Source organism: Enterobacter sp. V89_11, assembly GCF_029967775.1.
GTDB classification, from domain to species: Bacteria; Pseudomonadota; Gammaproteobacteria; order Enterobacterales; family Enterobacteriaceae; genus Enterobacter; species Enterobacter ludwigii.
This window is the reverse complement of record NZ_JASCAN010000002.1, coordinates 204,476-224,269: the sequence shown is the minus strand read 5'-3', so window position 1 is coordinate 224,269 and position 19,794 is coordinate 204,476. Positions and strand designations below refer to the sequence as shown.

General features: G+C 53.5%; 20 protein-coding genes and 1 pseudogene. 9 read left to right on the top strand and 12 right to left on the bottom strand.

Going from position 1 to position 19,794, the window contains the following annotated elements:
• Position 1: 1 nt before the first annotated feature.
• The 4 genes from QLG09_RS02690 to QLG09_RS02675 all read right to left on the bottom strand — a co-directional run bounded on the left by QLG09_RS02690 (position 2) and on the right by QLG09_RS02675 (position 4,130).
• Positions 2 to 1,015 (bottom strand): ABC transporter ATP-binding protein, encoded by a 1,014-nt coding sequence (locus tag QLG09_RS02690; protein WP_020884017.1) that lies wholly within the window; start codon positions 1,013 to 1,015, stop codon positions 2 to 4.
• A 15-nt stretch (positions 1,016 to 1,030) separates the two neighbouring features.
• Positions 1,031 to 2,176 carry a putative ABC transporter substrate-binding protein YdcS gene (gene ydcS / locus QLG09_RS02685; RefSeq protein WP_020884016.1) on the bottom strand — a complete coding sequence of 382 codons (1,146 nt, stop codon included), beginning with the start codon at positions 2,174 to 2,176 and terminating at the stop codon, positions 1,031 to 1,033.
• Positions 2,177 to 2,449: 273 nt separating this feature from the next.
• Positions 2,450 to 3,859 carry a PLP-dependent aminotransferase family protein gene (locus QLG09_RS02680; protein ID WP_020884015.1) on the bottom strand — a complete coding sequence of 470 codons (1,410 nt, stop codon included), beginning with the start codon at positions 3,857 to 3,859 and terminating at the stop codon, positions 2,450 to 2,452.
• 82 nt (positions 3,860 to 3,941) lie between these two features.
• Positions 3,942 to 4,130 carry a hypothetical protein gene (locus tag QLG09_RS02675; RefSeq protein WP_020884014.1) on the bottom strand — a complete coding sequence of 63 codons (189 nt, stop codon included), beginning with the start codon at positions 4,128 to 4,130 and terminating at the stop codon, positions 3,942 to 3,944.
• Positions 4,131 to 4,524: 394 nt separating this feature from the next.
• Between QLG09_RS02675 and QLG09_RS02670 the strand changes: the two genes are divergently transcribed.
• From QLG09_RS02670 to hslJ, 4 genes are all read left to right on the top strand, one after another.
• Positions 4,525 to 5,925, top strand: a complete 1,401-nt coding sequence (locus tag QLG09_RS02670) for a cytochrome ubiquinol oxidase subunit I (protein WP_282488721.1) — start codon at positions 4,525 to 4,527, stop codon at positions 5,923 to 5,925.
• Positions 5,925 to 6,935: a cytochrome d ubiquinol oxidase subunit II gene (cydB, locus tag QLG09_RS02665; protein WP_063214365.1), complete on the top strand. Its 1,011-nt coding sequence runs from the start codon at positions 5,925 to 5,927 to the stop codon at positions 6,933 to 6,935. The genes QLG09_RS02670 and cydB overlap by 1 nt, the downstream gene beginning before the upstream one ends.
• Positions 6,935 to 7,063, top strand: a complete 129-nt coding sequence (locus QLG09_RS02660; RefSeq protein ID WP_014170274.1) for a DUF2474 domain-containing protein — start codon at positions 6,935 to 6,937, stop codon at positions 7,061 to 7,063. Before cydB ends, QLG09_RS02660 begins: the two co-directional genes overlap by 1 nt.
• A gap of 127 nt (positions 7,064 to 7,190) precedes the next feature.
• Positions 7,191 to 7,628 carry a heat shock protein HslJ gene (gene hslJ, locus QLG09_RS02655; RefSeq protein WP_014170275.1) on the top strand — a complete coding sequence of 146 codons (438 nt, stop codon included), beginning with the start codon at positions 7,191 to 7,193 and terminating at the stop codon, positions 7,626 to 7,628.
• Here the strand turns inward: hslJ and QLG09_RS02650 are convergent, their stop codons facing one another.
• The gene (locus QLG09_RS02650; RefSeq protein WP_014170276.1) at positions 7,629 to 7,895 is read right to left on the bottom strand and encodes a DUF333 domain-containing protein; all 267 of its coding nucleotides are present in this window, start codon (positions 7,893 to 7,895) and stop codon (positions 7,629 to 7,631) included.
• A 271-nt stretch (positions 7,896 to 8,166) separates the two neighbouring features.
• Between QLG09_RS02650 and nifJ the strand changes: the two genes are divergently transcribed.
• The 3 genes from nifJ to QLG09_RS02635 all read left to right on the top strand — a co-directional run bounded on the left by nifJ (position 8,167) and on the right by QLG09_RS02635 (position 13,543).
• On the top strand, positions 8,167 to 11,691 hold the full coding sequence (gene nifJ, locus QLG09_RS02645) for a pyruvate:ferredoxin (flavodoxin) oxidoreductase (RefSeq protein WP_282488720.1): 3,525 nt from the start codon (positions 8,167 to 8,169) through the stop codon (positions 11,689 to 11,691).
• A 392-nt stretch (positions 11,692 to 12,083) separates the two neighbouring features.
• A complete protein-coding gene (locus tag QLG09_RS02640) occupies positions 12,084 to 13,193 on the top strand; it encodes a porin OmpS2 (RefSeq protein ID WP_032678256.1) in 1,110 nt (369 codons plus the stop codon).
• 143 nt (positions 13,194 to 13,336) lie between these two features.
• Positions 13,337 to 13,543, top strand: a complete 207-nt coding sequence (locus QLG09_RS02635; RefSeq protein WP_032678257.1) for a hypothetical protein — start codon at positions 13,337 to 13,339, stop codon at positions 13,541 to 13,543.
• A gap of 58 nt (positions 13,544 to 13,601) precedes the next feature.
• Here QLG09_RS02635 and QLG09_RS02630 read toward each other — a convergent pair whose 3' ends face one another.
• The 5 genes from QLG09_RS02630 to QLG09_RS02610 all read right to left on the bottom strand — a co-directional run bounded on the left by QLG09_RS02630 (position 13,602) and on the right by QLG09_RS02610 (position 15,436).
• Positions 13,602 to 13,679 (bottom strand): hypothetical protein, encoded by a 78-nt coding sequence (locus tag QLG09_RS02630; RefSeq protein WP_223263916.1) that lies wholly within the window; start codon positions 13,677 to 13,679, stop codon positions 13,602 to 13,604.
• Between the two features lie 69 nt (positions 13,680 to 13,748).
• On the bottom strand, positions 13,749 to 14,162 hold the full coding sequence (locus tag QLG09_RS02625) for a GFA family protein (RefSeq protein WP_020884007.1): 414 nt from the start codon (positions 14,160 to 14,162) through the stop codon (positions 13,749 to 13,751).
• A 3-nt stretch (positions 14,163 to 14,165) separates the two neighbouring features.
• Positions 14,166 to 14,363: a hypothetical protein gene (locus QLG09_RS02620; protein WP_014170281.1), complete on the bottom strand. Its 198-nt coding sequence runs from the start codon at positions 14,361 to 14,363 to the stop codon at positions 14,166 to 14,168.
• A gap of 134 nt (positions 14,364 to 14,497) precedes the next feature.
• A complete protein-coding gene (locus tag QLG09_RS02615; RefSeq protein ID WP_020884006.1) occupies positions 14,498 to 14,947 on the bottom strand; it encodes a hypothetical protein in 450 nt (149 codons plus the stop codon).
• A gap of 144 nt (positions 14,948 to 15,091) precedes the next feature.
• Entirely contained in the window at positions 15,092 to 15,436 is a 345-nt protein-coding gene (locus QLG09_RS02610) for a DUF1294 domain-containing protein (protein WP_063435130.1), read from the bottom strand.
• A 93-nt stretch (positions 15,437 to 15,529) separates the two neighbouring features.
• Here QLG09_RS02610 and QLG09_RS02605 point away from each other — a divergent pair.
• Both QLG09_RS02605 and ttcA read left to right on the top strand, forming a co-directional pair.
• Positions 15,530 to 15,670: pseudogene (locus QLG09_RS02605) on the top strand (tyrosine-type recombinase/integrase); the annotation flags it as partial.
• 114 nt (positions 15,671 to 15,784) lie between these two features.
• On the top strand, positions 15,785 to 16,720 hold the full coding sequence (ttcA, locus tag QLG09_RS02600; protein ID WP_049022931.1) for a tRNA 2-thiocytidine(32) synthetase TtcA: 936 nt from the start codon (positions 15,785 to 15,787) through the stop codon (positions 16,718 to 16,720).
• A 50-nt stretch (positions 16,721 to 16,770) separates the two neighbouring features.
• Here the strand turns inward: ttcA and dbpA are convergent, their stop codons facing one another.
• Entirely contained in the window at positions 16,771 to 18,144 is a 1,374-nt protein-coding gene (gene dbpA / locus QLG09_RS02595) for an ATP-dependent RNA helicase DbpA (RefSeq protein ID WP_014170312.1), read from the bottom strand.
• Between the two features lie 484 nt (positions 18,145 to 18,628).
• On the bottom strand, positions 18,629 to 19,612 hold the full coding sequence (zntB, locus tag QLG09_RS02590) for a zinc transporter ZntB (protein WP_047356423.1): 984 nt from the start codon (positions 19,610 to 19,612) through the stop codon (positions 18,629 to 18,631).
• Positions 19,613 to 19,794: the final 182 nt, after the last annotated feature.

Genomic DNA, 19,794 nt, shown 5'->3' with positions numbered 1-19,794 from the left:
GTCACCTCTCCTCTTGCAGGCGAACCATGGCATCACGTGACCACGACGCCATCACCGCCTGCCCCGGCGTCACGCCGCTCAGCGTTGCGGCATCGCTAAAATTGGCCTGGCTGACCAGCAGTTTTGCACCGTCAGCGAGTTTTAGTTCAAGTCGCGTTGCCGCCCCCTGATACTGTACTGCCTGCACCACGCCCTCAACCTGAACCTCACCGCTCTCATTGAGGCGAATATGTTCCGGTCGTAAAGAATAGATGCCTTCCATCCCGCACACGTTGTGTGCCATACCGGCGTCAAACACGTTTGAGGTCCCGACAAAGCTCGCCACGAAGGGCGTTCCTGGACGCATATAGAGATCGCGCGGGGTGTCGACTTGCTCAATGCGGCCATTATTGAAAACCGCGACCCGGTCAGACATCGACAGGGCTTCCCCCTGATCGTGAGTGACGAAAATAAAGGTGATGCCGAGCTCCTGCTGCAGCTTTTTCAGCTCGAACTGCATCTGCTCACGCAGTTTAAGATCGAGCGCGCCGAGCGGTTCATCCAGCAGCAATACCCGGGGTTCATTGACCAGCGCCCGCGCGATGGCGACACGTTGACGTTGCCCGCCGGAAAGCTGCGAAGGCTTACGCGTGACAGCAAAGCTTAGTCCCACTTTTTCCAGCGCTTGACGCGCCTGCGCATGCCGCGTTTTCTTGTCGATACCTTTGACCATGAGCCCGTACGCGACGTTGTCGAGGATCGACATATGCGGGAACAACGCATAATCCTGGAACACGGTATTCACATCGCGTTCCCAGGGGGGAAGTGCGCTCGCCTCTTTACCGAAGATTTTGATTGCGCCGCCTGACAGCTGCTCAAAACCGGCTATCAGACGCAGGCAGGTAGTTTTGCCGGAGCCCGAAGGCCCCAGCATGGAGAAAAACTCTCCGTCATGAATAGCAATGGTGACCCCATCCACCGCCCGCACGTCACCGTACAGACGGGAAACGTCATTAAACTCTACTGCGTACGTCATGTTCTGCTCCTGCGATTAACGGCCGCCCATGATGGCGATGTAATCCTGTGTCCAGCGGCTGTAAGGAACGAATTTGCCGCCTTCTGCAATCGGGGTTTTCCAGAACATGATTTTGTCGAAATAGTTGTAGCCGTTCGTTTCGCAGCCTTTATCGCCGAGCAATGTGCTGGCTTTACACCCTTCCGGTACCACGGGCAGCGAGCCAAACCAGGCCGCCAGATCGCCCTGCACTTTAGGCGTCAGCGACCAGTTCATCCATTTGTAGGCGCACATCGGGTGCTTGGCCTGCGCGTGCAGCATGGTGGTGTCCGCCCAGCCGGTTACCCCTTCTTTCGGGAAAACAGTGGCGACAGGCTGGTTCTCCGCTTTCAGGGCATTGGCCTGATAGGGCCAGGCGCTGGAGGCCACTACGCCTTCATTTTTAAAGTCGCTCATCTGAACGGTGGTGTCATGCCAGTAGCGGTGGATCAGCGCATGCTGGTCACGCAATACCTTCAGTACGGCGGCATACTGTTTTTCTGTTAGCTGGTACGGGTCGGTGATACCCAGCTGCGGCTGCGTGGCTTTGACAAACAGCGCCGCATCGGCGATGTAAATCGGGCCATCATAGGCCTGCACGCGGCCCTGATTGGTTTTACCGTCAGGTAAATTCTGTTTCGTAAAGACGACGCTCCAGCTGTCCGGCGGCGTCGGGAACGTTTTGCTGTTGTACATCAGCAGGTTTGGCCCCCACTGATACGGCGTGCCGTAGACGTTGCCGCCGACGTTAAACCATTCACCTTTGACGATCCGCGGGTCGAGAGTTTTCCAGTTTGGGATAAGGTCGGGGTTAATCGGCTGAACGCGTTTCCCCATGATCAGGCGCAGTGAGGCATCGCCCGAGGCAGTGACCAGATCGTATCCGCCTTTCGCCATCAGGCTAACCATTTCATCCGAGGTGGCCGCGGTTTTAACGTTCACCGCGCAGCCGGTCTCTTTTTCGAACTGCGTGACCCAGTCATAATTTTTATCGGTTTGTCCCCGTTCGATGTACCCGGGCCAGGCAATAATATCCAGTCGTCCTTCCCCGTCGCCGATTGCCTTCGGTGGCTCTGCGGCGTGCGCTGTCATGAGGGTCATGCCGAGCGCGCACAGGCTGCTGCGGGCAAATTTTTTGCTCATAAGAATTACTCCTGTCGCAATGAAATTTAGCGGCAGCCGTGCCGTAAAAATATCTCCCTTATTAAACGTAGACCGCGCAAATGCGCCGCACCGTGCGGCTTAAAGAAATTTCATCAAGGTGTGACCGAGGGCGCATTCCCCGTTAACTGGATTATAGACAAGGAGTTAGCGTTGAGAGGCGGTATGCAGATTTCCTATGATGCGGTACTGCGGAATATTCGCCGTGCCGCCATCAGGATAAGGAATGATTATTTTAGAAAGGTGCGGAGATTATTATTCGAGCATGCTGCTAATTAATTTCCCTAACTGAATCACAGCCTGTTCTTCCCGCTCCCCCCACGCCCAGGAGGTATTAAACCGGAAGAACGGTGTCCAGGCGTCAGAGGTCGAAAACATCTTACCGGGGGCAATACTGATGTGGTGCATTAGCGCTTTCTCACTCAGCAGTCCGGCGTCCAGCTGCGCCGGGAGTTCCAGCCATAAAAAATAGCCGCTGTCGTTGTGATGAATTTTTACGCCTGCCGGCATATGGCGTAAAAGCGACTGCCACGCCTGCTGTTTGCGTTCGGCCAGCGTGCGTCGCAGGCGGCGAAGATGGGCGTCATAGCGTTTTGTCGCCAGGTAATCCACCAGCGCCAGCTGCATGGGTGAACTGGTCGATAAGGTGCTCATCAGCTGTAGCTGCTGAATGCGTCGCGCATGTTTACCTGCCGCCACCCAGCCGATGCGAAACCCCGCCACCAGACATTTCGAGAAGGACGAGCAGTGCAGCGTCATATCGTCACGATCCCATGCTTTCGCTGGCAGGGGTTTCTCCCGGCCAAAATAGAGTTCGCTGTAGACATCATCTTCGATCAGGGTGACGTTGTGCCTGGCGAGAAGCGCGACCAGGTGCGCTTTTTTTTCTGCGCTGAGCGTGAAGCCGAGGGGATTTTGACTGTTGGTCATGAGCCAGCAGGCTTTGACCGGATACTCATTGAGCGCCTGCTCAAGCGCATTCAGATCGATCCCTTCGCGGACGTCCGTCGCCACCGACAGCGCTTTGAGTTTCAGGCGTTCAAGCGCCTGCAGTGCACCATAGAAACAGGGGTTTTCGACAATCACCCAGTCACCAGGCTCGGTAACGGCCTGCAGGCTAAGATTCAGGGCTTCGAGTGCCCCTGCGGTAATGACAATCTCATCCGGCGAGATATTCATTCCCTGCTGCGCATAGCGGCGGGCAATGGCGTGGCGAAGGTCAACGTTACCCGGAGGCAGGTTCTCAATTACGCTCATTGCTGTGGCGGTTTTACTGACATTGGCCAGCGAACGGTTAAGTTGCTGCAGCGGGAAAAGCCGGGGGTCGGGGAAAGCAGAAGCGAAAGGAACCACCGACGGGTCGCGGCTGGCCTGTAATACGTCGAAGATATAGGTGTTGATATCCACCACTTCGTCCCGCATCACCTGGGCAGGCGGCGCAGGTTGGTGTGCGGTCGGGCGCGAGGCAACGTAATAGCCCGACTGCGGCCTGGCGACGATACGCCCCTGGCTTTCCAGCATCTGATACGCGTGGCCCACGGTCATAAAACTCATGCCGCTGCTCGCGACCTGCTCTCGCAGAGAAGGCAGCTTATCGCCCGGCAACCATACGCCAAGCTCGATCTGCGAGATAATTTGTTGCGCCAGACGCTGGTATTTTTTCATCAGATTCTCCTTATGACCGACAGTGTATATCAGCAGGAGAAAAAGAGAAGATTTTGCTAACTGTTATAGTTAGCCAGATGCATTACTTACGCAGTTCGGTGACGTTACGCTGAGCGTGGCGGGCAGCGGCCAGATGATCGAGGGTAATCATCGACGATTTGCAAAAAATGCATTTTGCACCGAACGGGTTTTTCTCAGACACATCAAAAGCTGAGGTACGGTACTGCGAACCATGGCAGCATGGGCAGCGGAAATGGATATAAGAAGTCATAGGATTCTCCTGTAAACGTAAAAACGTTAATTGCTTAATGGGCCCTTCAGGCGATAGTGGTTTGAAACAAAAACTAATCGGAGTGTAGAAAAAGACCCAAGAGAGGCTGCGGAGAGGCACAACGTGATGAGAACTGCTTTATAAAACTACGTCAGATGTTTATTTGGACTCAAACCCAGAGAGCCATTAACGCATGTTGTTGATAACAAGGCAAGCTGTTTAATGCATAAATTTCATAAAAATAATTTTTTTATTCTTTCACGCAAGCTATATCAGATGTGCAAAGCGTGATGTTTTCATGAACTGTTATAGGTAAATTTCGCTTTTCTGCGTCTGATACTCGTTATTTCGCCCCTATACCATAACAGCACACCGTTTGACATTGAGGTTGTGCATGTTTGGTTTAGATGCTTTTCATCTTGCACGGATACAGTTTGCCTTTACCGTATCCTTCCACATTATTTTCCCGGCTATTACCATCGGTCTGGCGAGTTATCTCGCTGTGCTAGAAGGCCTGTGGCTGAAAACCAAAAACCCGGTCTGGCGTTCGCTGTACCATTTCTGGTCGAAGATTTTTGCCGTTAACTTCGGTATGGGCGTGGTCTCCGGGCTGGTCATGGCCTACCAGTTTGGGACCAACTGGAGTGGGTTTTCACAATTTGCCGGCAGTATTACCGGCCCGCTCCTGACCTACGAAGTGCTTACTGCCTTTTTCCTCGAGGCAGGATTCCTCGGCGTTATGCTGTTCGGCTGGAATAAAGTCGGGCCGGGTCTGCATTTCTTTGCAACCTGTATGGTGGCACTGGGGACCATTATCTCAACCTTCTGGATCCTCTCATCAAACAGCTGGATGCAGACGCCACAGGGATTTGAAATCGTCAACGGACAGGTGGTGCCGGTAGACTGGTTTGCCGTGGTGTTTAACCCCTCCTTCCCGTATCGCCTGCTGCATATGTCGATAGCGGCCTTCCTGAGTAGCGCCCTGTTTGTCGGCGCATCCGCAGCCTGGCATTTGCTGCACGGAAACAACACCCCCGCCATCCGCGCGATGTTTTCCATGGCGCTGTGGATGACCCTGATTGTGGCTCCCCTTCAGGCGATGGTGGGTGATATGCACGGGTTGAACACCCTGAAGCACCAGCCCGCTAAAATAGCAGCCATTGAAGGCCACTGGGAGAACCCACCGGGTGAACCCACCCCGCTGCTGCTGTTTGGCTGGCCGGATATGGAACAGGAGCGCACCCGCTTTGGGCTGGAGATCCCGGCGCTTGGCAGCCTTATTCTGACGCACAGCCTCGACAAACAGGTTCCGGCACTGAAAGAATTTCCAAAAGAAGACCGGCCAAATTCCACCATCGTCTTCTGGTCATTCCGCATTATGGCGGGCTTAGGCATGCTGATGCTGCTGCTTGGGGTGACGGCGCTCTGGTTACGTTATAAAAAGCGCGTGTACGCTTCGCGTCCCTTCCTGTGGTTTGCCCTCCTGATGGGACCCACCGGGCTGATTGCCATCCTGGCCGGATGGGTCACTACCGAAGTGGGCCGCCAGCCTTGGGTCGTCTACGGGCTTCAGCGAACGAAGGATGCGGTTTCTGCCCATGGTGACTTGCATATGAGCGCGAGTCTGCTGGCCTTCTTCGTCGTCTACACCTCCGTATTTGGCGTGGGTTACAGCTATATGGTCCGCCTGATTAAAAAAGGACCTCAGCCTCATGAATCGTTTGCCACCGAGTCCGATGGACGTCCCGCACGCCCGCTTTCTGCCGTTACTACTGAACATAAGGAGCAACCATAATGGGTATCGATCTTTCCATTATCTGGTTTGTTATCATCGTCTTTGCCACGCTGATGTATATCGTGATGGATGGTTTTGATCTGGGGATAGGTATCCTGTTCCCGGCTACCCCTGATGCCGACGATCGCGATGTGATGGTGAACAGCGTTGCGCCGGTCTGGGACGGCAATGAAACCTGGCTGGTGCTCGGCGGTGCAGCGCTGTTTGGCGCGTTTCCGCTGGCCTATGCGGTCATTATTGATGCCCTCACTATTCCGCTGACGTTAATGCTGATCGGACTTATTTTCCGGGGTGTGGCATTTGAGTTTCGTTTTAAAGCCACGCCGGCACACCGCCCTTTCTGGGACAAAGCGTTTATCGGCGGTTCGATCCTGGCGACCTTTACCCAGGGCATGACGGTGGGCGCAGTGATCAACGGCTTTAGCGTCACCGGGCGTGCCTACAGTGGCGGACCGTTCGACTGGCTGACCGTTTTTAACCTGTTCTGCGGCGCAGGTCTGGTGGTGGCCTACGCGCTGTTAGGCTCGACATGGCTGGTGATGAAAAGCGAAAACGCGCTGCAACAGCGAATGCGACGGGTATCCAGAACGCTACTGATCCTGCTTCTGGTATTCATTGCAGCAATCAGCATCTGGACGCCACTGGCGCAGCCGGCCATCGCCGCGCGCTGGTTTACCCTGCCGAATCTTTTCTTCCTGCTGCCCGTGCCGGCGCTGGTGGTGATCCTGAGCCTGTGTCAGTGGCGTTGCCTGAATAACCCAGAGAGCCATCATCTGCCGTTTATCCTGACGTTAGGGCTGATTTTTCTCGGCTTTAGCGGACTTGGGATCAGCATCTGGCCGCACATTATTCCCCCGTCAATCACGCTCTGGCAGGCGGCGGCTCCGACACAAAGTCAGGGCTTTATGCTGGTGGGCGCGTTGTTGATCATTCCCGTGATTCTGGTCTACACCTTCTGGAGTTACTACGTGTTTCGCGGAAAAGTACAGCATGGAGAGGGTTATCACTGATGCAACAACCTTTCTGGAAAAGAGTCATGTGGCTGGCCATTATCTGGGGCGGCAGCGTACTGGCACTCGCGGCGGTCAGTATGCTCTTTCGCATGTTAATGACGGCCGCAGGGTTTAAATCGCACTGATCGTATTGCGGGCAACGACAACGTTGCCCGGTACCCGCCCGCACTTTCAGATAAACCCCATTAACGCACGGCAGAGTATCGTTACACTGAAAAAAAGATTCACAGTATCTATCGTCTGAGAAGAAAAATGAAAAAGCTCATTGCGTTAAGTGTTATCAGTCTTGTCCTCACCGGGTGCGTTAATCCTGGTAAAGCCTCCGTTCAGCCGGACCAACTTAAGAGCCACCGTTTTGTGCTGGAGAATGTGGACGGGAAAGCCGTTAAGGCCACGACAACGCAACCAGAGATCAGCTTCAAAGCCCTGTCTGATATCAGCCTGGTTAATAACATTAGCGTTTCCGGCGTGATGTGTAACACGTTTAACGGACAGGGGAAATTGTCCGAAGGTGAGCTCAAGGTCAAAACGCTCGCCATGACGCGCAAGCTCTGTACCGAACCACAGTTAAACGAACTGGATCAGGCCATTGGCGACATGCTGCGCAAAGGGGCGCAGGTCGACCTGACTGAAGACCAGTTAACGCTGGCGACAGCCGATAAAACGCTGATGTTTAAGCGTGCGGAGTAATCAGTAGTTTCCGCAGGATCCTACGGCAAGCGACTGTTCACTGCAGCGTTTGCCGTTTGGCAATGCGCACATCCCGATAGCTGAGCCGTCAAGCTGGCGGGCAACAGACAGCGAGCCGCCAATCATCGCGCAGTTGGCTTGTCCAGAGCTGGACATCGCCGCTTTCATTCCCGGCGTTACGTGTGCCGCCGTTGCCTGCTGAACAGGTTCACTGCTGCATGCCGATAATAATAACGCGGCACACCCGACCCAAAATGCTGAACGCATGCTCTCTCCCCCATTAATAATGCGAAACCTATGCATAATAGGCATCACATGCCGTGTCGTCGAGAGCGAAAGTGCGTATTTATGCGCTCCTGAAACAATTTCTCGCAATTTTTTCGCCAAAAGATTGATCTACTCATTGATGTCGAGAATACCGAGGACACAAAAGCGAAAATCGTAAAATCCGACCTTTGCTAAACTAAGGGAATAATATTCAAAGCCCGTTGTGTTTTTTTCGGGCTCCTTTTTTTGCGCAATGTAAGGGTGTTGTCCTATGCAAACTATTGACGGTAATGGTGCAGTCGCGTCCGTCGCGTTTCGCACCAGTGAAGTTATCGCCATCTACCCAATTACGCCAAGTTCTACGATGGCCGAGCAGGCCGATGCCTGGGCGGGAAACGGACTGAAAAACGTCTGGGGCGATGTCCCAAGAGTCGTGGAAATGCAGTCTGAGGCTGGCGCTATCGCGACCGTCCACGGAGCGCTGCAGACCGGTGCTCTGTCGACGTCATTCACGTCGTCGCAGGGATTATTGTTGATGATCCCGACGCTCTATAAACTGGCAGGACAACTTACCCCGTTTGTGCTTCACGTTGCCGCACGAACCGTTGCGACACACGCCCTCTCCATCTTTGGCGATCACTCAGACGTGATGGCCGTCCGCCAGACCGGTTGCGCCATGCTGTGCGCCAGCAGCGTTCAGGAAGCACAGGACTTCGCGTTAATTTCGCATATGGCGACGCTGAAGAGTCGCGTGCCCTTTATTCATTTCTTTGATGGTTTTCGTACCTCTCACGAAATCAATAAAATCGTTCCGCTGGCTGACGACACCCTCCTCAATCTTCTGCCGCAGGCGGAGATCGACGCGCATCGCGCCCGTGCGCTGAACCCGGAACACCCGGTGATCCGCGGGACATCGGCCAACCCGGATACCTATTTCCAGTCCCGGGAAGCAACAAACCCGTGGTACAACGCCGTTTATGATCACGTTGAGCAGGCGATGGATGATTTTGCCGCGGCAACCGGACGGCAATACAAACCGTTTGAATACTACGGCCATCCGCAGGCGGAACGGGTCATTGTGCTCATGGGGTCAGCCATTGGCACCTGTGAAGAGGTGGTGGATGAACTGCTGACCCGTGGTGAAAAAATCGGCGTGCTCAAAGTGCGGCTCTACCGACCGTTTTCCGCGCGACATTTGCTCTCCGCCCTGCCGGAAAGCGCGCGCACCGTGGCGGTGCTCGATCGCACTAAAGAGCCTGGCGCCCACGCAGAACCTCTGTATCTGGACGTCATGTCCGCGCTGGCTGAAGCGTTTAATTGCGGTGAGCGCGAAACACTGCCGCGCGTGATCGGGGGTCGCTATGGGTTGTCCTCCAAAGAGTTTGGCCCGGACTGTGTGCTGGCGGTGTTTAATGAGCTGAGCGAGGCTAAACCAAAACCGCGCTTTACCGTCGGTATTTATGATGACGTGACCAACCTCTCTCTGCCCCTGCCGGAAAACACGCTGCCTTCCACCGCAAAACTTGAGGCGCTGTTTTATGGACTGGGCAGCGACGGTAGCGTCTCCGCGACCAAGAACAACATTAAGATTATCGGGAACTCCACGTCGTGGTATGCCCAGGGGTATTTTGTCTACGACTCCAAAAAAGCAGGCGGGCTGACCGTTTCCCATCTGCGCGTCAGCGAGCACCCTATCCGCTCGGCATACCTTATCTCGCAGGCTGATTTTGTGGGCTGTCACCAGCTGCAGTTCATCGATAAGTACCAGATGGCAGAGCGCCTGAAACCGGGCGGTATTTTCCTGCTCAATACGCCGTACAGCGTGGATGAAGTCTGGTCGCGACTGCCGCAGGAAGTGCAGGCGGTGCTGAACCAGAAAAAAGCCCGCTTCTACGTCATTAACGCTGCAAAAATTGCCCGCGAGTGTGGCCTTGCCGCGCGAATTAACACCGTGATGCAAATGGCCTTCTTCCACCTGACGCAGATCCTGCCGGGAGACAGCGCGCTAATGGAACTGCAGGGGGCGATTGCCAAAAGCTACAGCAGTAAAGGTCAGGAGCTGGTCGAGCGTAACTGGCAGGCGCTGGCGCTGGCACGCGAGTCTTTATTTGAAGTACCGCTGCAAGCGGTTGATGCGTCCAGCCCGAACCGTCCACCGGTGGTTTCTGACGCGGCACCGGATTTCGTGAAAACCGTGACGGCAGCCATGCTGGCCGGGCTGGGTGATGCCCTTCCCGTCTCCGCGCTGCCACCGGATGGCACCTGGCCGATGGGCACCACGCGCTGGGAAAAACGCAACATCGCCGAAGAAATCCCCATCTGGAAAGAGGAGCTGTGTACCCAGTGTAACCACTGCGTGGCAGCCTGCCCGCACTCGGCCATTCGTGCCAAAGTGGTCTCCCCGGAAGCGATGGAAGACGCCCCGGCCAGCCTGCATTCACTTGATGTGAAATCCCGTGATATGCGCGGACAGAAGTATGTTCTGCAGGTCGCTCCGGAAGATTGCACCGGATGTAATCTGTGCGTTGAGGTCTGTCCGGCGAAAGATCGTCAGGATCCGGACATCAAAGCCATCAATATGATGTCGCGCCTCGAGCATGTCGAAGAAGAGAAGGTAAATTATGACTTCTTCCTGAACCTGCCGGAGATCGACCGCAGCAAGCTGGAGCGTATTGATATTCGTACCTCGCAGCTCATTACTCCGCTGTTCGAATATTCAGGCGCCTGCTCCGGCTGCGGTGAAACGCCGTATATCAAGCTGCTCACGCAACTGTACGGCGACAGAATGTTGATCGCTAACGCCACGGGCTGTTCATCAATCTATGGCGGTAATCTGCCTTCCACGCCGTACACCACCGATGCCCATGGTCGCGGTCCGGCATGGGCGAACTCGTTGTTTGAGGATAACGCCGAGTTTGGTCTGGGCTTCCGTCTGACCGTTGACCAGCACCGCGCACGCGTGATGCGGTTACTGGAACAGTTTGCTGGCCACATCCCGGCGGAGCTGAATGAGGCGTTGCACGCCGATGCAACGCCAGAACGTCGTCGTGAGCAGGTTGCGGAACTGCGCAACGCTCTGCAGGGCGTAGAAGGTGCCGGGCAGCTGTTGACCGACGCTGACGCGCTGGTGGAAAAATCAATCTGGCTGATTGGCGGTGACGGCTGGGCGTATGACATCGGCTTTGGCGGGCTGGATCACGTGTTAAGCCTTACCGAAAACGTCAACATTCTGGTTCTGGATACGCAGTGCTATTCCAACACCGGTGGCCAGGCGTCAAAAGCTACCCCGCTTGGCGCAGTAACTAAGTTTGGTGAACACGGCAAGCGCAAGGCGCGTAAAGATCTCGGCGTCAGCATGATGATGTACGGCCATGTGTATGTCGCGCAAATCTCGCTGGGCGCGCAGCTGAACCAGACGGTGAAAGCCATTCAGGAAGCGGAAGCCTACCCGGGTCCGTCGCTGATCATTGCCTACAGCCCGTGTGAAGAGCATGGCTACGACCTGGCACTCAGCCACGATCAGATGCGCCAGCTGACCGCAACCGGCTTCTGGCCGCTCTACCGGTTCGACCCGCGCCGCGCCGATGAAGGTAAATTGCCTCTGGCGCTGGATTCACGCCCGCCTTCCGATGCGTTGGCCGAAACGTTAATGCAGGAACAGCGCTTCCGTCGCCTCAACGCGCAACAACCAGAGGTGGCCGAGCAGTTGTGGAAAGATGCCGCCGCCGATCTGCAAAAACGGTATGATTTCCTGGCGCAAATGGCCGGAAAAGCGGAAAAACCCACCCGCGACTGACTCTCCCTCTGCCCGGCTTGTCCGGGCATTTTTTTGCCATAAAAAAAGCCCGATGTATTCACACCGGGCGAGTCCAGATAATTAATGAATATCACGTTAATTCACTAAATGACATTCACATAAATTATGGATGAAAAATCTTAAAGGCATATAACGCCGCTGAGATTATCTGATTTAAGGGGCAATTAATAATTTTTATTTAATATGATTAGCTTTAAATCATTCATAAAACCAATGACTATTTCCGTCGCATAATCCGGTTAAGAATTAACTTAACTCGTAACAATTATATTTTATTATTCTTGGTCAGGAGTGATTTAGCATGAGACAGCTTTCTCGTGCGGAAAGTTCAATACGTAATTAAATAAAAACAACTGCAAAGGAATTCCAAAATGCAAAGAAAAGTACTGGCCCTGATGATTCCAGCGCTGTTAATGGCTGGCGCTGCGCATGCTGCAGAAATTTATAATAAAGACGGCAACAAATTAGATCTGTACGGAAAAGTAGATGGTCTGCATTACTTCTCCGACGATGCCTCTAAAGATGGCGATCAAACTTACATGCGTCTGGGCTTCAAGGGTGAAACCCAGATCAACAACATGATGACCGGTTACGCCCAGTGGGAATACAACATCCAGGCCAATAACACTGAAGGGTCTGATAACCAGTCATGGACGCGTCTGGCCTTCGCCGGTATTAAAGTCGGTGACTATGGCTCCTTCGATTACGGTCGTAACTACGGCGTTCTGTACGACGTGGAAGGCTGGACCGATATGTTGCCTGAATTCGGTGGTGACTCTTACACCAATGCAGACAACTTTATGACTGGCCGTGCCAACGGGGTCGCAACCTACCGTAACACTGACTTCTATGGTCTGGTACAGGGTCTGAACTTTGCCCTGCAGTATCAGGGTAAGAACGAAGATGCCAGCAACAACCAGGAAGGCACCAACAATGGTCGCGACACGCGCCATGAGAACGGTGACGGCTTCGGTATCTCCACCACCTATGACTTTGGCATGGGTATCAGCGCGGGTGCTGCCTATACCTCTTCTGACCGTACCAACGAGCAGGTGATGAATACCACTGCCGGTGGTGATAAAGCGGATGCCTGGACTGCAGGCCTGAAATATGACGCCAACAATATTTATCTGGCGGCAATGTATTCTGAAACCCGCAATATGACCCCTTATGGCGATAATACGGATGCCGTGGCCAATAAAACGCAAAACGTGGAAGTGACCGCGCAATATCAGTTCGACTTCGGCCTGCGCCCGGCAATTTCTTATCTGCAGTCTAAAGGTAAAGACCTGGCCAACGGTCAGGGCGATCAGGATCTGGTTAAATATGCTGACGTAGGCGCAACCTACTACTTCAACAAAAACATGTCCACCTACGTTGATTATAAAATCAACCTGTTGGATGAGGATGACAGTTTCTACAAAAATAACGGCATTAGCACGGATGATGTCGTTGCATTAGGTCTGGTTTACCAGTTCTGATCCCAAGAGCCCGCATCGTGATGCGGGCTCGTTATTTTCGTTGCGACGCCTGAAGCCAGCCCTCCTCTTCTCTCCCATCGTATTTCCCTCTCTTCGCGCCTGTCGCCTCAGTGAATGTGTGAATCATCTCAAAAGGAAAATTTATGACGATGTCGTTAAGGGTAAGTTTAAAGAAACCCGTGTACACTCACCTTATAGACTTTGCTTCATTAAGGATAACTGCATTGTTTGGTCGTGTATCAGTTGCCGTACTTACCCTTCTGGCGATTATATGGATGGCGTTAATTTTTGATTTTGGTGGTGTCGTTGGGCATCTCGGCGCGCTGTTGAACCATCTGGATGGCAGTTAAGGTTTCCCCCAAACAATACGCCACCAGCAGGGCCGGTGGCGGGAAACGTATCAACGGACTATTTTTTGACCGGCTGAGGCTTTTTATCACCTGACTCAGGCGCCTCACGCGGATCGTCTTTCTCAACATACAGCATATTTCTCTCCTGTTTCGGATACCCACTCCCCACTATAGGCCGCATTGTTAAAATCTGGCCAGGCGGCAGTTATGCTTCTTTTTGACGAAAAGAGAGGTAGCCGAAAACCCCGCTGTCGCCATCCGCGGGATGATTAACGCCGTCCATCACCGCCACTTCGGCAAAATCAAAGGGGGTCACATTTTCAAAACAGGCCACATTCACGCCGTATTCGTTGGGATTTGAACGCCGCTGATGGAAGGTATAAATCCCGCAGACCGAGCAGAAGAAATGGCGGGCTGTTCCTGTGTTAAAACGATATTCCGTGAGCTTATCCGCCCCTTTTGTTACGGTAATGCCTGACAGCGGTGCCGAGACCACCACGGCGCCCCTCATCCGGCAAAAAGAGCAGCTGCAGCGCCGGGCGGTATTTAATCCGTCTGAAAGTTCAACGGTAAACGCCACCGCGCCACAATGGCACTGAGCATGACGAATATCAGCCATCGGTTACACCCCCTTTCTCACGAGTTCGGCAGCCTTAACGAAAACCTCATCTTCAACGCCATCGCCTTTCTGTCTGCCGAGTCTGACCAGTTCACTCACAATACTGTCGCGATGGATGGGTTGCTGTGCTGAAACAAGACCGATAACGGCGGCACCAATCGCCAGTCCCACTAATCCCGTTTGTTCATCTTTGTTCTTCATGTTTGTGCTCCCTTGTACAACACAAAAAGCGTAGCAGGATTGTGGTAAAACGTGGCGTTGTCACGGATGCTATTTATTCTGTGATACAGGGCGTAACCCCTCCGCTAACAGGCGATGAGGTCGAGGTGTACGTGTCAGAATCGCGGCGCGAGGCCGTATTTGGGCGCATTAATGTTCGCGGCCCAGACCTTGATGTCGTTTTGAAGAAGTAAGGTAAAATCCGATTTCAGATGGTTAACCATGCCGTTAACGCTCTGTGCATCTTTCACCGAAAAATGCTCTATCCGGTTCTGCCCGACCTGAACACAATAATACGTGGCCGGAAGCACTTTGCCATTCACGTTAAGTTCTTGTCGGGTCCCGCCACAGCGCCCTTCGGTGATATAGGAGACCAGCAAATTTGCTGATTTCCGCTCAGGCTGAGAGATGCTCAACATGACCGGGAAACCGTCTGAAGTCTGGGTCATATCGTAAAGAACAGCATTTTTTATATACCAGGTATTATATTCCCGCTCCTGAAAAGCTGACCTCGAAGGCGCAGAAACGACCACCAGCATTGCCAGTGTAATAGTTTGAATTTTCATGAGATGTTGTCATCCGTGTCGTTGCACACATTATTCAGATCGTGCAAAAAACAGCAACACCTTAAGAATATTCCTACTACTATTGGCAGTCGTTTTTAGTTATCTACCGTGGTCAGCGCGTTATTGCATTCCGTTTGTACACGCTCAGTACGTTAAAACAGGAAAGAGTTGGTACACCGCCACCATCGCTGAAATACTGACGATGACACTGACAATGAAGTAGGTTTTGAAGGGCTGCTTTTGCGTTTTATGGCGAAACAGTTGCTGACCTATAATCGCCCCGGGCCATCCGCCGATAAGGCCAAATACCAGCAGTGTGGCTTCCGGCACTCTGCGCATGGCCCTTCGCGCCGCCATTTTGTCGGCGCCATACGTCGCTAACGTCAGTACGTTGATAAGCAGGAGCCACAGGATAAACGGATACGAGGTGAATAGACTTCCGATTGCGGCGATCAACAGAAGCAAATAACAAAAGCGATTGAGGGTCATAGCATAAGCCACTGGAATGTTCAGAGTATGTCGAAGCCGCATTATACGCGATATCACAAAGCAAGGTTGCTGCCGTCCACAATTCAAAATCCTGTAAAACGTGCTGGCATTCGGCGCAACAATCCGTACCATACACGGCACACTTTCGCATGCTGGTGGTTAACCGCAGGCGCTGACCCGTCTTTTATTGCCAGTCAGATGGGGCACTAAAATGCGCAGAGGGTGTTTGAAATCTAAGCTTCATAGAGTGAAGAGATGAACAGCAAAGAGAGGGCAATGCGGAAAGAAGCTGCCCCTCTAAACCGTTTGCCCCACTGGTGCCCCATTTGAAATTTGAGTACAGATTAAATGCAACAAAATCAAGATATTAATAAGAAAGAGCAATACAACCTGAACAAACTGCAAAAGCGTCTGCGCCGTAACGTTGGTGAAGCCATTGCAGACTTCAATATGATTGAAGAAGGCGACCGCATTATGGTCTGCCTGTCAGGTGGTAAAGACAGTTACACCATGCTGGAGATCCTGCGTAATCTTCAGCAAAGCGCGCCGGTGAAGTTTTCCCTGGTGGCGGTTAACCTCGATCAAAAACAGCCTGGTTTCCCGGAGCACATTCTGCCGGAATACCTGGAAAAACAGGGCGTTGAGTACAAAATCGTAGAAGAAAATACCTACGGGATTGTGAAAGAGAAGATCCCGGAAGGCAAAACCACCTGCTCACTCTGCTCTCGTCTTCGCCGCGGCATCCTGTACCGTACCGCGACAGAACTGGGTGCAACCAAAATCGCACTCGGCCATCACCGCGACGATATCCTGCAGACGCTGTTCCTGAACATGTTCTACGGCGGCAAGATGAAAGGCATGCCGCCAAAACTGATGAGCGATGATGGCAAACACATTGTGATCCGCCCGCTTGCCTACTGCCGCGAGAAAGATATCGAGCGGTTCTCTCAGGCCAAAGGGTTCCCGATCATTCCATGTAACCTGTGCGGCTCTCAGCCGAACCTGCAGCGTCAGGTGATTGGTGACATGCTGCGTGACTGGGACAAACGCTACCCGGGCCGTATCGAAACCATGTTCAGCGCGATGCAGAACGTAGTGCCTTCTCACCTCGCGGACGTTGAGCTTTTCGATTTCAAAGGTATCAACCATGAGTCGGAAGTGGTGAATGGCGGCGATCTGGCGTTTGACCGGGAAGAGATCCCCGTGAAACCTGCTGGCTGGCAGCCAGAAGAAGATGACAATCAGTTTGAAGAACTGCGCCTGAATGTCGTGGAAGTGAAATAGTGAAATAACGCAAACGCGTCTCAGACCACCGTCTGAGACGCGTTTAAATCTTATTTCAGCAGACGAACGCGACAGGTTTTACCCTTGATTTTCCCGTTCTGCAGCTGTTTCCAGGCCTTATGGGCAACCGACTGGCGAACAGCAACATAAACATGTGCAGGATGTACCGCAATCTTGCCGATATCAGCCCCATCCAGCCCCACGTCTCCGGTCAGCGCACCGAGCACATCACCCGGACGCATCTTGGCTTTTTTACCGCCATCAATACACAGCGTTGCCATTTCTGCTTCCAGCGGAACGAGACTGACGTTGCCCGGTGCATTCACCCAGTTAAGCTTAATCTGCAGCATTTCAGACAGAATATTGGCGCGCTGCGCCTCTTCCGGTGCGCAGAAGCTGATGGCCAGACCGCTGTTTCCGGCACGCGCAGTACGGCCGATACGGTGAACGTGTACTTCAGGATCCCATGCCAGCTCGTAGTTCACGACCAGCTCAAGCGATTTAATATCCAGACCGCGCGCCGCCACGTCGGTGGCAACCAGCACGCGGGCACTGCCGTTGGCGAAACGGACCAGCGTCTGATCGCGATCGCGCTGTTCCAGATCGCCATGCAACGATAACGCGCTCTGCCCTGCGGCGTTCAGGGCGTCACAGACCGCCTGACAATCTTTTTTGGTGTTACAGAACACCACGCAGGAAGCGGGCTGATGCTGACTGAGCACCTTCTGCAGGAGCGCGATTTTTCCGTGCTGGGACGTTTCATAAAACTGCTGCTCGATAGCAGGCAGCGCATCAACACTGTCAATTTCGATGGTGAGCGGATTTTTCTGCACGCGGCCACTGATTGCGGCGATCGCTTCAGGCCAGGTCGCCGAAAATAATAGCGTCTGACGGTCTGCAGGCGCGAAACGGATCACTTCATCGATAGCATCGCTGAAGCCCATATCCAGCATCCGGTCTGCCTCATCCATGACCAGCGTGTGTAATGCATCCAGCGAGACCGTACCTTTTTGCAGGTGGTCGAGCAGTCGGCCAGGCGTCGCCACAATGATGTGTGGAGGATGCTGAAGCGAATCACGCTGTGCGCCAAACGGTTGTCCGCCACAGAGGGTTAAAATCTTGGTGTTAGGCAGGAATCGCGCCAGACGACGCAGCTCGCCCGCGACCTGGTCCGCCAGTTCGCGGGTTGGGCACAGCACCAGAGACTGCGTCTGAAACAGCGCAGCATCAATATGCTGTAGCAGACCCAGACCGAAAGCCGCCGTTTTTCCGCTCCCTGTTTTAGCCTGAACGCGTACATCACGCCCCTCAAGAATGGCGGGCAATGCGGCCGCCTGAACAGGCGTCATGGTGAGGTATCCCAACTCGTTGAGGTTATCGAGTTGGGCGGCGGGCAGTACATTCAGGGTTGAAAAAGCGGTCACAATAGTCTCTCGTGGTCATCTTTGCGGTCAGATGGCGCGTATCCTCGCAGATCTCGGGGTTCGATGCGACAATTTAATCGGTTCTTCATCGGGCGGCGGGTCAGGCATGGGTTGCGGTCGCGGAACAGGATCGGGCATCGGCGTCGGATCGGTGGGGATCGGATCGGACTGACGTGAATACTGCAGTTGCAGAGCGAGTAAGATGCTCATCATTCCCTCCAGGTTTTACTGACGTCCCTTTTAGGGTAGACGCTGGGGAACAGGAGGCAAAAAAAAGCCGACTAGTTAAGTCGGCGTCGTACGAATCAATTGTGCTATGCAGTAATTCAAAAAAGGAAGTAAGACAATATGGAGCGCAACGCCCATCGCTTGACGTTGCATTCACCTGCGGGAGTAATATTGCACCTTACGAGGCCAATGTTTATTGACTTCGCTCAATTAAAAGAGCGTTTTGATCTCCGTAAAAGCTGAAAAAAGCGTAAATTTACAGCCATTTACTACGATGCAACCACCATGCAACACCACCGATCAAAACAACTAACATGACGCAAAATGCGGTAAAGCCATAATGGGCCGCTCCGCCGGGAATTCCGCCCAGGTTCACGCCAAACAATCCCGTCAGGAATGTGCTCGGCAGAAAGACCATTGCCATCAGCGACATCGTATAGGTTCTTCTTGCCAGCGACTCCTGCATCACCTGCGCGATTTCATCCGCCATGACGCCCGTGCGGGCAATACAGGAATCGATTTCATCAAGTCCGCGCCCCAGCCTGTCGGCAATATCCTGCATTCGGCGTCGCTGATCGTCATTCATCCAGTTGAGCCTTTCGCTGGACAGACGCGCGTATACGTCCCGCTGTGGCGTCATATAACGGCGCATGACAATTAACTGCTTACGCAGGAGCGCCAGAAAACCGCGCGGCGGGATCTGCTGATCGAGCAGGTTATCTTCGAGGTCGATGATTTTATCGTGCAGCTCTTCGATAAACTCACTCGCATGGTCAGTCAGCGCGTCGCAGACGTCCACCAGCCAGCTTCCGCAATCGGTCGGCCCGGTGCCCTCTTTCAGATCGTTCACAATGTCATCCAGCGCCAGAACTTTACGCTGACGGGTGGAGACAATCAGACCATCGTCCATATAAACACGCATCGCGACCAGCTGATCAGGACGTTCATCGGTGCTGCCGTTAATGCAACGCAAAGTGATGAGCGTGCCGTCCCCCATTCTGCTCACGCGTGGCCGCAGGCTTTCACCCGCCAGCGCATCACGCACGTTGTTCGGCAGGAGCGGCGTCGAGGCCAGCCAGTCGGCACTGTCCGGATGGGTATAGTTAAGGTGTAGCCAGCAGGGATGCTCATTATCAATGACATCGTTGTCTTCCAGCGGTCGGGCACCGCCACGACCATCCAGCACCCAGGCAAAAACTGCATCAGGAACGTTTAGTTCTGATCCTTTTATACTCTCCACCGCGCCTCCCCCTTTTCAGCTCTTTCGTTGTCAGTCTAGCTTTCATCAGGGGTTAAGCAACAACTATGTTTCGCATCGCGCTGAATTCGCTCAGGAAATAACCGTATTCCGCCAGGCGCCTTTTCAGACCGCACGGGAGGATAATTCAGCGGCGAGAAGTCGGGATAAAAGAGCCCGGTGAC

Excerpts from the sequence above, each read along its gene's own strand:
- QLG09_RS02690 (WP_020884017.1), bottom strand. The coding sequence starts at position 1,015 with ATGACGTACGCAGTAGAGTTTAATGACGTTTCCCGTCTGTACGGTGAC.
- ydcS (WP_020884016.1), bottom strand. The coding sequence starts at position 2,176 with ATGAGCAAAAAATTTGCCCGCAGCAGCCTGTGCGCGCTCGGCATGACC.
- QLG09_RS02680 (WP_020884015.1), bottom strand. The coding sequence starts at position 3,859 with ATGAAAAAATACCAGCGTCTGGCGCAACAAATTATCTCGCAGATCGAG.
- QLG09_RS02675 (WP_020884014.1), bottom strand. The coding sequence starts at position 4,130 with ATGACTTCTTATATCCATTTCCGCTGCCCATGCTGCCATGGTTCGCAG.
- QLG09_RS02670 (WP_282488721.1), top strand. The coding sequence starts at position 4,525 with ATGTTTGGTTTAGATGCTTTTCATCTTGCACGGATACAGTTTGCCTTT.
- cydB (WP_063214365.1), top strand. The coding sequence starts at position 5,925 with ATGGGTATCGATCTTTCCATTATCTGGTTTGTTATCATCGTCTTTGCC.
- QLG09_RS02660 (WP_014170274.1), top strand. The coding sequence starts at position 6,935 with ATGCAACAACCTTTCTGGAAAAGAGTCATGTGGCTGGCCATTATCTGG.
- hslJ (WP_014170275.1), top strand. The coding sequence starts at position 7,191 with ATGAAAAAGCTCATTGCGTTAAGTGTTATCAGTCTTGTCCTCACCGGG.
- QLG09_RS02650 (WP_014170276.1), bottom strand. The coding sequence starts at position 7,895 with ATGCGTTCAGCATTTTGGGTCGGGTGTGCCGCGTTATTATTATCGGCA.
- nifJ (WP_282488720.1), top strand. The coding sequence starts at position 8,167 with ATGCAAACTATTGACGGTAATGGTGCAGTCGCGTCCGTCGCGTTTCGC.
- QLG09_RS02640 (WP_032678256.1), top strand. The coding sequence starts at position 12,084 with ATGCAAAGAAAAGTACTGGCCCTGATGATTCCAGCGCTGTTAATGGCT.
- QLG09_RS02635 (WP_032678257.1), top strand. The coding sequence starts at position 13,337 with ATGACGATGTCGTTAAGGGTAAGTTTAAAGAAACCCGTGTACACTCAC.
- QLG09_RS02630 (WP_223263916.1), bottom strand. The coding sequence starts at position 13,679 with ATGCTGTATGTTGAGAAAGACGATCCGCGTGAGGCGCCTGAGTCAGGT.
- QLG09_RS02625 (WP_020884007.1), bottom strand. The coding sequence starts at position 14,162 with ATGGCTGATATTCGTCATGCTCAGTGCCATTGTGGCGCGGTGGCGTTT.
- QLG09_RS02620 (WP_014170281.1), bottom strand. The coding sequence starts at position 14,363 with ATGAAGAACAAAGATGAACAAACGGGATTAGTGGGACTGGCGATTGGT.
- QLG09_RS02615 (WP_020884006.1), bottom strand. The coding sequence starts at position 14,947 with ATGAAAATTCAAACTATTACACTGGCAATGCTGGTGGTCGTTTCTGCG.
- QLG09_RS02610 (WP_063435130.1), bottom strand. The coding sequence starts at position 15,436 with ATGACCCTCAATCGCTTTTGTTATTTGCTTCTGTTGATCGCCGCAATC.
- ttcA (WP_049022931.1), top strand. The coding sequence starts at position 15,785 with ATGCAACAAAATCAAGATATTAATAAGAAAGAGCAATACAACCTGAAC.